The sequence below is a fragment of the Levilactobacillus parabrevis ATCC 53295 genome (assembly GCF_001434055.1).
Classification (GTDB): Bacteria; Bacillota; Bacilli; order Lactobacillales; family Lactobacillaceae; genus Levilactobacillus; species Levilactobacillus parabrevis.
Window position 1 is genome coordinate 1 of the sequence record NZ_AZCZ01000012.1, and the last position, 13,102, is coordinate 13,102.

Genomic DNA, 13,102 nt, shown 5'->3' on the forward strand with positions numbered 1-13,102 from the left:
TACCAACAACAGTTGACATAGAACCTAATTAATCAGCACGTCTACCAGTTCCTATTGGTAGACGTGCTGTTTCTTTTTTCGCCAAAATTAAGGAGTGTTTTCTTTTGGAATTTCAACAACGATTACCACAAAACTTACGTGAGACGGTCTTATTTATGGCGGTTATCTCAGTCATTTCGGTGAACATTATTGCGCCAATCATTACCGGACTAGAGGTCGGCTTTTCTCTCAATCATTGGATCATGGTGCTACACCAAATTCCACTTCTCTGGGTCAGCGTCATCATTCTCGTCGTCTTAACACAACAGCCCGCGGGCAAGCTAGCTAGTTATTTTCTTGATCGCCAGTCGGGCTTTCGGTCAGCCATGCTGATCACGACGATGTGCAACGTCTTCTTGATGTCGCTAGTCTTGACAATCCTGGGTACCTGGATTGGGACGGGACAGATGACACTCGACCCAATCGTCCACTTCTTTGCCAAGTGGCCTCGAAACTTCACGATTGCTCTGATTGTGGAAGCCTTCATTGCCCAGCCGATTGCGCGTAGTGTGATGGCACTCGGGTCACGGTCGAGAATTAGATAGTTGTGGCTTGGCGTTAGGTTGCGTCCGATGGGGCTTGAATGAAGCCTTACGTTCGGAAGTTTTCTATGAAAACATTTAAAAATCTAGATTGTCAGACACAACGTCGCTTGGTCAAGAAAGCGTTTCACTTGAGAAAATCTTGCTATTCCCCCAACACCCAGGTAAAATCACACTAATTGGGTCATTTTAAGCCGACCACGATTACGGGATTGAGAAAGGGAGATAAGTGTGAAAGTCGTCAGACGATTACTAATAGTCGTTGTGTTAGTAGTCGCGGGGTTTGTTGCAAAGACTGGTTGGGGCCCATTTACCGGCATGCCCGGTGAAGTCGCTCAGCTACAAGCAGGTGTGACGCGTTGGGTTAGCGGTCACCAGCAACCGACGAAACGTCAAGGTAGTGGCCAGTCGTCAGTGCCTTCTGGACAATCGGAATCTACCGTCAAAGTGGAGCAGGTCAGTCACAAGCAGACGAAACAAGCCACCGGCACGCCGATCGAACCCATTGTTGTGGATCAACAGTTGAAACGAACCTACAAATATCACTTTGCCAAGGATGTCCCGGCTAAGGAACGACATGCGTTTATCCATGCCGTTCACGTCTATAATCACACGGGAATCGTGCATCTGAAGGCCGGCCGGGCGGCACAATCTGAAAATCAGATTACCTTTGGGGCCTATCACAAGAAGGTTGCCCGGAATCAAACTAGCGTGGAGTTGGGGCGTGGCGGTCCGCAGGTCACAGAAACGGTCAGTTTTCGGGGGATGACGATTCGCAATAAAGCGACAGCCAGCCTGAATATTACCTACGCGTTGGCCTTTAAAGACTCCGTGGCGATTCACGAACTAGGCCACGCGCTGGGGCTCGACCACAGCACGGATCGTGCCTCAGTGATGTATCCGTTAGATCAAGGAAAGATGCACCTGTCCTCTGCAGATGTCCGGGGGTTGCGTCAGGTTTATCAGCAGACTAAAAGCTGAAAACAAAAGTGCGATTCCATTGTGGGATCGCACTTTTTGAGTCTAATTATTCTTGAATATGTTCCTTAACCAATTCGAATATTTCAAAAATATGCTCATCGGCGAGGGTGTACTTGATAAACTTGCCATCGCGGTTGCCAACGACCAGTCCCGCCTGGCGCAAGGTCTTGAGCTGGTGGGAGATGGCGGATTGCGACACGTCCATGACGGCCGTGATTTCACTGACGGTCCGACTTCCTTGGTAGAGAAGCGAGAGAATCTGGTAGCGAGTCGCATCGCCAAAGGTTTTGAAGAGGTCGACGCTTTTTTTAATTTCTGTGGTTGTGGGAAGCTGATTGTTTTGTTTTTCCATATTAGTCACCATAACTTTCATTTTATCATAAAAGGCCGGGGCAAGTTTGGCCACTTTAACAGTTGACACGTTTTATAGATATGTTATGATGAACACATACATATGAGCGACCATTCATATCAAATTTCAGGAGGCGAGTACGATGCGGGAATATTTAAAATTAGCAGAGACCAAACGTAACTTAGCCATGATCCTAGGGAGTATGCTGCTCCTTGCCATCGCAAGTTTTTCACCATTATTGAAAGCGGTTACAATTGGGCTATACCTGATGGCGTACCTGCTCGTAGGGGGTCCGATCCTCGTGGATGCCGTGAAGGATCTGTTTAACGGCAAGCTATTTGGTGAGGCCTTTTTGATGACGGTCGCCACGGTCGGAGCCCTGGCGATTCAGCAGTACCCTGAGGCGGTTGCGGTCATGCTGTTCTACCGTATCGGGGAATTCTTCCAGGATTCCGCTGTCAGCAAGTCCAAACAGTCCATCACTTCCCTCCTGAAGATTCGGCCGGACGCCGCAAACTTAGTGGTCAACGGCCATACGCAACAGATCACGCCAGACCAGATCAAGGTAGGGGACACGCTCATTGTTCGGCCCGGAGAAAAGGTTCCTGCCGATGGGACGGTTACGAGTGGCGAGACCTACCTGGATACCAAAGCACTGACAGGTGAAACTAAGCCCAGTCTAGTAGTTGCCGGTGATCAAGCGTTGAGTGGGACGATCGTCAGCAATGGGGTCATCGAGCTCCGGGTTGAAAAGGCCTACGCGGATTCGACGGTGGCTAAGATTCTTGAGTTGGTTCAGGATGCCACTAATAAAAAGACAAAGACTGAAAACTTTATTACAAAATTTGCACGGGTCTACACGCCCGCTGTCGTTGGGATGGCAGCGTTACTCGCCATTGTGCCCCCACTGTTCTTTGCGCAACCATTCGCTGACTGGCTCTACCGGGCATTGATCTTCTTAGTGATCTCCTGTCCGTGTGCACTGGTTATCTCTGTACCGCTCAGTTACTTTGGTGGTATCGGGGCAGCGTCGCGTAGTGGGGTGCTCATCAAGGGAAGTAATTACTTGGAGGCCTTGAATCAGGTGAAGACGGTGGCCTTCGATAAGACTGGAACGCTGACCCGGGGTGAATTTGCCGTGGTCAACGTAGCACCGGTCAGCCTTAGCAAGTCGGCGTTAATTAACCTGGCAGCGACTGCCGAAGTGGCTTCACCGCATCCGATTGCCAAGTCAATTGTGGCGATGGCTGGTCTGAACACCGATAAGCAGTCGGCCGCTGAAGAATTAGTGGGGCTGGGTGTGAAGGCTACGCAGGGTGGACAACCGCTTTACGTGGGGAATGCAAAATTAATGCGCCAAGTTGGCGTGACGGTTGATTTGCCGGGCAGTACAACTGGGACCATGGTCTACGTGGCATTAGGTGGTCAGTACCAGGGTGCCATTGAAGTTGCTGATGCGATTAAGGAAAACACGGTACCAGCCCTGCACGCGCTGAAGCAGGATGGCGTGACTCACACGGTCATGTTGACCGGTGATAATCACCAAGTCGGTCAGGCTGTGGGCCAACAGATTGGAATTGATGCTGTTAAAGCGGAGTTGCTGCCACAGGATAAGGTTGCTGAGATGGGGGCTTTGAAGGCCCAGTTAGGTCCTAAAGAAAAGCTGGCGTTTGTCGGTGATGGGTTAAACGATACGCCGGTCTTAGCCAGCGCCGACGTGGGGATTGCTATGGGGGCGTTGGGATCCGATGCTGCCATCGAGTCGGCCGACGTTGTGCTGATGAATGATGATCCTTTGGCAATTCCACGCACGATTGCGATTGCTAAACGGACTAAGCAGATTGTGTGGGAAAATATTGTGTTTGCTCTCGGCATCAAAATTCTCTTCTTGACACTGGCTGCTTTTGGCATTACGACCATGTGGTGGGCGGTCTTCTCCGATGTGGGTGTGACGCTGATTGCCGTCCTAAATACGCTGCGGCTGTTGCTGATTGGCCGCCAAGAGAAACCACAGAAGGTTCAGAAGACACTGGCTAAAGTTAGTGGCTAGAATTAGAGCTCAAATGAGACGTCATCAGGCTGATTAAAATCGGCTTGGTGGCGTTTTTAAGTTCTCATTGTTTAGCGTGAACGTGCGATGATGGTGGGGCAACATCAATCGTAGTAAAATTCGTTAAGTTCGTGTATCGTATATTTTTCTTGGCTTATCCGACGTAATCTGGTATAGTTCTCCATATAGAAATTGATAATTGGCTTTTATTTATTATTTAATGTTCGTATTTTATAGGAGGAATCCACCGTGGATAAGTTTTTCAGGCTCAAAGAGTCAGGAACCACCGTTGGTACTGAAATTGGCGCGGGAGTCACGACCTTCTTCGCCATGTCATATATTCTCTTCGTTAACCCCCAGATCCTGGGACAGACGGGGATGCCGCAACAGGCCGTCTTTCTCGCAACGATTATTGCCTCGGTTGCCGGAACATTGGTTATGGGGTTGTTTGCGAACGTTCCGTATGCATTGGCCCCTGGGATGGGGTTGAACGCCTTCTTCACGTACACTGTGGTCATGGGATTGGGGTTCACTTGGCAACAGGCATTGGCGCTGGTTTTCTTCTGTGGCATTATTAACATCATTATTACGGTGACTAAGATTCGTAAAATGCTGATCTCTGCCATTCCAGTTAACCTCCAACTCGCCATCAGTGGGGGGATTGGGGCATTTATCGCCTACGTTGGATTGAAGAACGGGAACTTCCTGCAGTTTACCAGCGATGCTAGCAGCATCCTGACGGTCAATGGCAAGGCATTTAACGCCACGCAAGAGACCTTCAAACACGGTATCGGTTCCGTCGTGACCAACGGGAGCATTACACCGGCATTGGAAGTGTTCAACTCCCCAGCTTTGATTCTAGCCGTTATCGGTTTGGTCGTGACCGTGATTTTCAAAGTGCGGAAGGTGCCAGGGGCCTTGCTGATTGGAATCTTAACCACAACGATTATTGGAATCCCCATGGGGGTGACCAATCTGCACCTGGCCAGTGGCTATTCAATTGGGTCGTCCTTTCACCAATTAGGCACTACCTTCCTGGCGGCCTTTTCGTCAGAGGGGATGGGCTCACTGTTTGCCGAGCATAACCGGGTGATTCTGGTATTGATGACGATTCTGTCATTCAGTCTTTCAGATACGTTTGACTCGCTGGGAACCTTCATCGGAACCGGTCGGCAGACGGGAATCTTTTCCGGTAAGCGGGAACTAGAGTTAGAAGCGCAACCTGGGTTTAAGTCAAAATTGGATAAGGCCCTATTCGCCGATTCCATTGCGACCGGCGTGGGCTCGATCTTTGGGACCTCCAACCTGACGACCTACGTGGAAAGTTCCGCGGGAATCGGCGCGGGTGGCCGAACTGGGCTGACTAGTGTGGTCGTTTCCATCCTGTTCCTGTTGAGTTCGTTAGCTTCACCACTGCTGTCGATCATTCCAACAGCGGCCATCGCACCATCACTGATTCTGGTCGGAATCATGATGATGAGTGCCTTCAGTAAGATCCCGTGGCATGACTTTGGCGAGGCGATTCCAGCCTTCATGACGTCGTTTATCATGGCGTTTGCCTACAATATTACCTACGGGATTGCCGCTGGCTTCATCTTCTACTGCCTGGTCAAGACGGTCGAAGGCAAGGCCAAAGAGGTTCATGGGTTGATCTGGATTGTGTCGGCGTTATTCGTGATTAACTTCGCGGTGCTGGCATTAGTTTAATTGGGGGAATCAGGAAGCACCGGGATGGTGGCGACGCCGTCCCGGTGTTTTTGTGGTCTAGAGTGATGAGCGCCGGCCGTAACTGGATATTAGAATATTTGTAAGACGTGCTACCGGGGGCTGAGCTTAAGAGTGTGTTATTCTGTGGGCAAATATGACCTGGGAGGACTTAACGGTGCATCAACAATATGAGATTTTAGCGTATGGATCACCCGTAAAGATCAAGCGTCACGTCGCGAGCATGGTGGGCAAAAGCGTTCAGGTAATGGCAGATGTTAATTTGGAAACGGGAGAAATTAAGCTCGTCGTGGCGCCCGCGGATCTGCAGAAGTTACGAAAAGATGCGAAAATATCTGATCAATGAAGCTCGTTGTTTAGTAACTATTGGTTTGCGGATGTAGTGGCTTGATACGTTAGATGGACTCATGGCCAAAGCTAGTTCACCAAATTTGGGACACAAGCTAATAACTTGAATGACGACATTATAATGAAGGAACAGCGGTGCTGGTATGGCGGCCGCTGGTCTTTTTGTTGAAATTTTTAATGGGCCGAGAGACCCGGCCTAATAGTATATTTAGTAAATAACGATTAAACTTGCTCGTGTTTTACTAAATGATAACTATACTTTACAAAATGAAAGCGTTATAATCCACTTGTAAGCGTTTTTATTAACCGCAATTTAGTAATATTGAGAAGGCTCCCGGCGTTGGATTCAAAGGAGCCCACTAAAAGCCGCGAAAGAAAGCCCTTACAAAATCTATACATACTTAGGAGTGAGAAATAATGTCGAAAGAAGATAAGACGGATCAGAAAGCTGTCAAGGCAGGTGTCGGGGTCGTTACCAACGCCAAAGTTAAAGACGAAGAACAACCCAAACTGCCTTGGATGGTTTCATCCGCTATGTTTTTGGCGCCATTATGCTGGTACGGGCCAATTGGCTCCACTAGAAGTGTTTTAATCCCGCAATTATTCGCGCAATTGGATCCTGTACATAAGGTTTGGGCCGTTGGGATCTTAGCTACGGTTGCTTCCATCACGGGGGCCGTTGCCAACCTGTTATTCGGGGCATTCTCAGATGTTACCCGGACCCGCTTTGGGAAACGGAAGCCTTACATTGTTGTCGGAACGATTGCCATTGCAATTTCACTGGTTGTCATTGCCAACGTTAAATCGATCATGGCCATCATTCTCATTTGGATTGTTGCGGCTGCGGCCGAAAATGCCATTGCTGCGGCGATATATCCGCAAATATCGGACCGGGTCGCGCCTAAATGGCGGGGAACTGTTTCGACTTTCTACGGGGTCGGGTTTACCATCGCCCAACAAGGGTTCGCGCTGTTAGCGGCCCAATTCTTGGGTAACGTTAAGATGGGGATCTACTTCATGGCCGGCAGTACCGTTGTCTTGGCCATCATTCACTTGCTCCTGATTCAAGAAAAAGGGAACATGGATGAACCCAAAGTTTCCCTGAACAAGGATACTTTAAAGAAGTACTTCTTCTTCCCAACGCATGATGCACGGGACTTCTACTTAGCTTTGACAGGTAAGTTCTTCATGGTTGTTGGGTCAACCATCGTCACAACCTTCTTACTCTTCCTGTTCACCGATTACATTGGTCAAGGAACGAGTGAAGCTGGGAAATCAATTTCCATCTTCTCCTCAATTATGTTAATCATTGGTGTGATCTTCGCTTTGATTGGGGGACCACTTGCCGATAAGCTGAACCGGGTTAAGGCACCAGTTGTGATCGCAACCTTTGCCTTAGGTTTCGCCGCATTGTTCCCACTGTTTGTTCAAAAGCCATGGGCAATGTTCGTTTACGCCGTCATCGCCGCCTTCGGGAATGGGTTATACAACTCCGTCGATGGTGCCTTGAACATGGACGTTTTGCCTTCATCTGATACTGCCGGGAAAGACTTAGGGCTGATCAACTTGGCCAACACGTTAGGCCAGATGTTGGGTGCCATGGTGGCCTCAGCTATCGTTGCTGCCTTCGGTTACGGTGCAATCTTCATCTTCGCCATCGCCATGGAATTGGTCGGTGGTATCGCGATTGCCATGATCAAACGTGTCCGGTAATCTTGGTCGGTAAAAGTGACTGGTAATGGTTTTAGGAAAAGGATACGTTTATTAGCAAACGTACGGAAGACTCTATGTCAATAACGGCGTAGAGCCTTTTTCGAAAAGTAGGTAACGGGTGAATGGCTAGTTAGCGTCAGAATCTCTGGCAACCGTAGGCGGAAGTTTTCACCCGAAAGATAGGCAAAGGAGGACTTAACTTGAAACGACAGTTATTTAACGAGCAAATCAAAGCGAACCCACTCCGTAGTAAAGCGGATGTGAAGTCGGCATTGCTAGACATTCTTAGCCCTGCAATGGACGTCTTAAGTCAACAGAAGCAAAAGGGTCGTTTCCGCATGAGTGATAGCGGGGCGGTCTACCTGCAAGACAAGACTGAAATTGAAGGCTTCATGCGCCTGTTGTGGGGCCTCGGTCCCTTCTTCAGTAACGCCGAGAACGTCAAGGCTTACCCCGATTGGTTTGAAATGACCACGCAAGGGATTCTCGCCGGTGTTGATCCCCAATCAGACAGTTACTGGGGTGGTGACCTTGGTGACTATGATCAACTCTTCGTGGAAATGGGTGCGTTGACAGCATTCCTGTACGAGACCAAGCCTAACTTCTGGGACAGCTTGTCCACGACGCAACAAAAACAGATTGTGGATTGGATGGATCAGGTCAATGATAAGGTTGTCCCAAAGACGAATTGGCTCTTCTTTAAGGCCATGGTTAACAAGTTTATCACGGACTCCGGGTACGCCGACCATTCACAGTTAGTCGCCGATGATTACGCCATCACCAACACCCACTACCTTGACCACGGTTGGTCTTACGATGGGTACAAGAATCAAATTGACAATTACATTCCGTTTGCTTACCAGTTCTTCACCTTACTGACGGTTGGTCTGACCGACTGGCAGGGAGACGAAGCCACCTTGCTGCGGGAACGCGCCAAGGCCTTCGTGCCGAGCTATGCCAACTGGTTTGCGGCGGACGGGGCGGCCTTGCCTTATGGGCGGAGCCTCGACTATCGGTTTGCCCAAGCGGCCTTCTGGGCGGTTGCGGCGTATGCGCACATCGACTTGCCAGCGGGTTATGAGCTGGGGGACATCAAACATTTACTTTTAAACAATTTGCGTTGGTGGTTCCATCAAAATATCTTCACGACAGACGGCTTGATTCCAATCGGTTACGCCTACCCGAACATGGTCTTTGCGGAAGGCTACAACGGCCCCGCTTCGGCTTACTGGGCACTCAAGACCTTTATCTTCTACGCTTTACCCGATGACGATCCGTTCTGGACCACGCCGGAAAGTGACGACTTTAAGTTTGAGCCACTCAAGAAGCAGCCGGAACCACGGATGCTGGTCGCTCACAGTAAGACGGGGATGGAAGTCCAGTCCTTTACCGCTGGCCAGCACTCCCACGAACACGCTGCCGGTGCTGCCAAATACGAAAAGTACGTGTACTCCTCATCCTTTGGTTTCAGCACCCCCAAGGGTTCCGTCTTGCTTAAGCAGTGTGCCTTTGACAACACGCTGGCAGTCTCCGAATCCGAGAACTTCTGGCGGACGGCCTTTAAGTATGCCGACTACCAGATTCACGACGATTACGTTTATTCCGATTGGCAACCATGGGACGACGTGGATATTAAGAACTACGTGATTCCGGATATGCCATGGCACGTGCGAATTCACCAGATTGATACCGCACGGGAATTACACGTGGCCGAAGGGAGCTTCTCCGGTCCCGATAGTGGCGACCCGCGTGAACACGAAGTGGCAGTCAAGGCTAAGAACGCCGTCTTCTATCAGACACGAGTCGGTATTACCGGTTTAGTTGGCTTGTCAGACAATCTGAAAGTCGAATTGTCCGTACCGGAGCCCAACACCAACATCTACTTCCCTAAGACGAAGATTCCGCTGCAGACGGGAGTTTTGAAGCCCGGGAAGCACACCTTGGTTTCCCTTTATCTGGGAGATCGCGAGTTGGAGAGCCTGGACGCTAACGGTGAGATTGCGATTCCAACCATTGCCTTGGTCGGGAACCGGGTTGAGATTACATTGAACGGGCAGACCACCAAGGTCACCTTAGACGAATTTAAATAGAGTTTGGAGGAATCAGACACATGGAGCAAGAGTTACTCTACCCACTTACGAATAAATGCCGCTTTGACCAGAAATTAGATGGTCTTTGGGACTTTAAGTTTGACCGTGAGAGCCAGGGACTGGCTGACAATTGGACCGCTAAGTTACCCGATCCCATCAAGATGCCCGTTCCAGCCAGTTTCAACGACTTCTTTACGGACAAGGATTCTCGTGAATACACCGGTGATTTCTGGTATGCCAAGCGGGTCTTCGTCCCCGGGTCACTGCGCGGTAAGCTGATTGGCCTACGGTTCGGTGCCGCAACGCACCGTGCCACGGTTTACGTCAACGGTCAGGAAATTCGGAGTCATGAGGGCGGTTTTCTCCCATTTCTCGCCGACATTACTAGTGCCGTGAAATTTGACGAGGACAACCTGGTCGTGCTCAAGATGAACAATGAGCTGCACCGTGATGCCTTACCGGCTGGCGATACGGCCGTCCTGAAGAACGGTAAGAAAATGGTTAAGCCGTTCTTTGATTTTTATAATTACTCCGGTCTGAACCGCAGCGTCCATCTCGTTGCGATGCCAGAGAATCACGTGGTGGATTACACCGCTGTCTCTTCGCTGGGTGATGATGTGGCCACGGTTCACTACACCGTGACCACCAGTCAATCGGCTGGTAGCGTCAGTGTCACGTTGCGTGATGAGAACGACCAGATTGTGGCCACCAGTAATGGCCGGTCCGGCGACCTCGTTGTGCAGCACCCGCAGTTGTGGAACGTTCGTGACGCCCACCTTTACACGCTGACGATTCAAGTCACGGCCAACGACCAATTGCTTGATGAGTATAGCGATGAAATTGGGATTCGGACGATCACTATCGCCGGGCACCAGATCGAAGTCAACGGCCAACCCGTTTACCTCAAGGGATTTGGCCGCCATGAAGACAGCATCTACGCCGGTCGGGCTTTCGATCTCAACGTGGAGAAGCGGGACTTTGAACTGATGAAATGGATGGGGGCCAACTCCTTCCGGACATCCCACTATCCATACGACGAAGAGGTTTACCGCTTTGCCGACCGCGAAGGCTTTCTCATTATCGATGAAGTCCCCGCTGTTGGGTTTAAGATGGCGGCGGCCAGCTTCCTCGGGGGCCTCGATCAGTCCTTCTTCGCTGGTGACTGGACCGAGGAACTTTACAAGAAGCATCTCGACCAAGTGACCGACATGATCCACCGGGATAAGAATCACCCGAGTGTCTTGGCTTGGAGCCTCTTCAATGAGCCCGATACCTCTAGTAAGTCTGCGGTGCCATACTTTGAAAAAATGTTTGCGGCCACCAAAGCCTTGGACCCTGATCAACGGCCACGGACCTTTACGTTGAATGAAGATGACACCTTTGACACTTCCTATTGCAAGCAGTTCCCTGACTTCTACCTGTTGAACCGTTACCCTGGTTGGTATCACAAGTGGGGCTACGAAATTTCTGATGGAGAAGCCGGTCTGCGTGAGGAACTCGACAAGTGGGCAGCCTCGGATATCGACAAACCCGTTGTGTTCTCCGAATATGGCGCTGATACTCAGCCGGGCCTGCACAAGTTGCCTTCCGTGATGTGGAGCGAAGAGTACCAGATTGAATTGCTACAGATGTTCAACCGGGTCTTCGATTCTTATGACTTCATTCGGGGGGAACAGCCTTGGAACTTGGCTGACTTCCAAACGGTTGAAGGGAACATGCGAGTTAACGGGAATAAGAAGGGCCTGTTTACGCGGGATCGTCAGCCGAAGGAAGCGGCGTTCTATCTCCGCCAGCGTTGGCTCGACATCGACAATAACTTTAAGAACTAACGCTTCCTTGCGCCTTGCCGGGCGGTGAAAATCAACTGGAACGCTGAGGGCGGGCGCCTAAAGCCATAGAGCGGTCTTTAGGCTTGCTTTGAGCCTCTGAGGGACTAGTCTTAAAGGTACCAATTCCCTAAGCGGCACAGCCGCTAAGGGAATTCCCACAGCTGAGTTGATTTTCACCGCCCTCACGGCTGACGTTGCGTTAGTTCAAAGTTATTCGACTCTCTTAGATATTTTATAAAATTATATAAGGGCAGTTAACAATGTCTCGTGGTGTTGAGGAAACTTTGACTAGGTTTTTGTGGAAATTTAGCGATGTAGATTTCTAAACGATTGGACCAATTAAACAGCTAAAAACCGCAGTAAACCAGGTGTTGAGAACCTTGGATTTACTGCGGTTTTATTTTGATTGTTTTATACGCTACTGTCGCGCTTGATGATGCGGGTGCTGATGACCACGGATTCCGGAATCTTGTTGGCATCTTTGATCTGTTCCTGTAGGAGATCGAAGGCCCGTTCGCCCATGATCTCCGTGTAGACGTGAACCGTCGTCAGCGCGGGGTAGGCGTATTTGGCGATTGCCACGTCGTTGAAGCTGATGATGTTCACCCGACCGGGAACGGGGATGTCGTGCTGTTTCAGGGCTTTCAGCGCCCCAATTGCCATGGAGTCGCTGCCGATAATGAAGGCGTGTGGCAAGTCATCTTTCAGCTCAGTGATGGCCCGTTCCATCAACTGGTAGCCAGAGTCCGGACCGTAACTACCCGTGAACAGGAAGTCCGGATTGAAGAGGTCCTCGTGGACGAGTCGATTGCGGTAGGTCGTGGCGCGCGGGTCGTAGACGGCATTGTGCTCAGTCAACGTCTTTTCCTGGCCGGCAATCAGGCCAATGTCGGTGATTCCTTCGGTCAGGTAGTGGTTGATGATCCAATTGATGGGCGTCAGGAAGTCACTTTGAACGCTGTCGAAGCCATAGAGCAGGTAGTTTTCGCCGATGAAGACCAGTGGCTTGTGGTAGCCGGCCAACCGGTGGATTTCGGACTCGTCGTACTTGCCCACCGCGATGATGCCAGAGTAGCCGGTGAGGTCGATGTTGGCGATGTTGTTAAACGAGATGGTGTCGACGGAAACGCCGCCGCTGAGGGCCTTGGTCTCGATACCATACTGAATCTGGTAGTAGTACAGGTCATTGAGTTCTTCCTTGTCGGAGTGCCATTGCACCACGGCAATCTTGGCCCCGGACTGTTTAACCTTCTTGGGTTTCTTCTTGTACTGCAACTTTTCGGCGACTTCTAGGACCTTACGCCGGGTATCTTCGCTGACGGCGAGGGTGGCATCATAATTTAGGATACGAGAGACGGTAGATGCTGAAACGCCGGCGCTTTTCGCCACGTCCTTGATGGTTGTCATCGGGTAGTCCTCCTTCGATTAGATTT

General features: G+C 50.3%; 10 protein-coding genes. 8 read left to right on the forward strand and 2 right to left on the reverse strand.

From position 1 onward, the window contains the following. Positions 1–104: 104 nt before the first annotated feature. Both FD07_RS04435 and FD07_RS04440 read left to right on the forward strand, forming a co-directional pair. Positions 105–584 carry a hypothetical protein gene (locus tag FD07_RS04435; protein ID WP_020089378.1) on the forward strand — a complete coding sequence of 160 codons (480 nt, stop codon included), beginning with the start codon at positions 105–107 and terminating at the stop codon, positions 582–584. A 228-nt stretch (positions 585–812) separates the two neighbouring features. Next, positions 813–1,562: a matrixin family metalloprotease gene (locus tag FD07_RS04440; protein WP_155823058.1), complete on the forward strand. Its 750-nt coding sequence runs from the start codon at positions 813–815 to the stop codon at positions 1,560–1,562. Positions 1,563–1,608: 46 nt separating this feature from the next. On the opposite strand, the gene FD07_RS04445 is transcribed toward FD07_RS04440, so the two are convergent. Next, positions 1,609–1,914 carry an ArsR/SmtB family transcription factor gene (locus FD07_RS04445; protein WP_020089376.1) on the reverse strand — a complete coding sequence of 102 codons (306 nt, stop codon included), beginning with the start codon at positions 1,912–1,914 and terminating at the stop codon, positions 1,609–1,611. A 142-nt stretch (positions 1,915–2,056) separates the two neighbouring features. On the opposite strand from FD07_RS04445, the gene FD07_RS04450 reads away from it, so the two are divergent. The 6 genes from FD07_RS04450 (at position 2,057) to uidA (ending at position 11,669) form a co-directional block, all read left to right on the forward strand. Further along, entirely contained in the window at positions 2,057–3,964 is a 1,908-nt protein-coding gene (locus tag FD07_RS04450) for a heavy metal translocating P-type ATPase (protein ID WP_020089375.1), read from the forward strand. Between the two features lie 249 nt (positions 3,965–4,213). Continuing rightward, complete coding sequence (locus FD07_RS04455) at positions 4,214–5,671, forward strand: NCS2 family permease (protein WP_020089374.1); 1,458 nt, start codon at positions 4,214–4,216, stop codon at positions 5,669–5,671. 175 nt (positions 5,672–5,846) lie between these two features. Continuing rightward, positions 5,847–6,035 carry a hypothetical protein gene (locus tag FD07_RS04460; RefSeq protein ID WP_020089373.1) on the forward strand — a complete coding sequence of 63 codons (189 nt, stop codon included), beginning with the start codon at positions 5,847–5,849 and terminating at the stop codon, positions 6,033–6,035. Between the two features lie 419 nt (positions 6,036–6,454). Beyond that, a complete protein-coding gene (locus tag FD07_RS04465) occupies positions 6,455–7,750 on the forward strand; it encodes an MFS transporter (protein ID WP_020089372.1) in 1,296 nt (431 codons plus the stop codon). 200 nt (positions 7,751–7,950) lie between these two features. Continuing rightward, a complete protein-coding gene (locus tag FD07_RS04470; RefSeq protein WP_020089371.1) occupies positions 7,951–9,840 on the forward strand; it encodes a DUF2264 domain-containing protein in 1,890 nt (629 codons plus the stop codon). Between the two features lie 20 nt (positions 9,841–9,860). After that, complete coding sequence (gene uidA, locus FD07_RS04475) at positions 9,861–11,669, forward strand: beta-glucuronidase (protein ID WP_020089370.1); 1,809 nt, start codon at positions 9,861–9,863, stop codon at positions 11,667–11,669. Between the two features lie 411 nt (positions 11,670–12,080). Here uidA and FD07_RS04480 read toward each other — a convergent pair whose 3' ends face one another. Beyond that, entirely contained in the window at positions 12,081–13,076 is a 996-nt protein-coding gene (locus tag FD07_RS04480; protein WP_020089369.1) for a LacI family DNA-binding transcriptional regulator, read from the reverse strand. Positions 13,077–13,102: the final 26 nt, after the last annotated feature.

Excerpts from the sequence above, each read along its gene's own strand:
- FD07_RS04445 (WP_020089376.1), bottom strand. The coding sequence starts at position 1,914 with ATGGAAAAACAAAACAATCAGCTTCCCACAACCACAGAAATTAAAAAA.
- FD07_RS04450 (WP_020089375.1), top strand. The coding sequence starts at position 2,057 with ATGCGGGAATATTTAAAATTAGCAGAGACCAAACGTAACTTAGCCATG.
- FD07_RS04465 (WP_020089372.1), top strand. The coding sequence starts at position 6,455 with ATGTCGAAAGAAGATAAGACGGATCAGAAAGCTGTCAAGGCAGGTGTC.
- uidA (WP_020089370.1), top strand. The coding sequence starts at position 9,861 with ATGGAGCAAGAGTTACTCTACCCACTTACGAATAAATGCCGCTTTGAC.
- FD07_RS04480 (WP_020089369.1), bottom strand. The coding sequence starts at position 13,076 with ATGACAACCATCAAGGACGTGGCGAAAAGCGCCGGCGTTTCAGCATCT.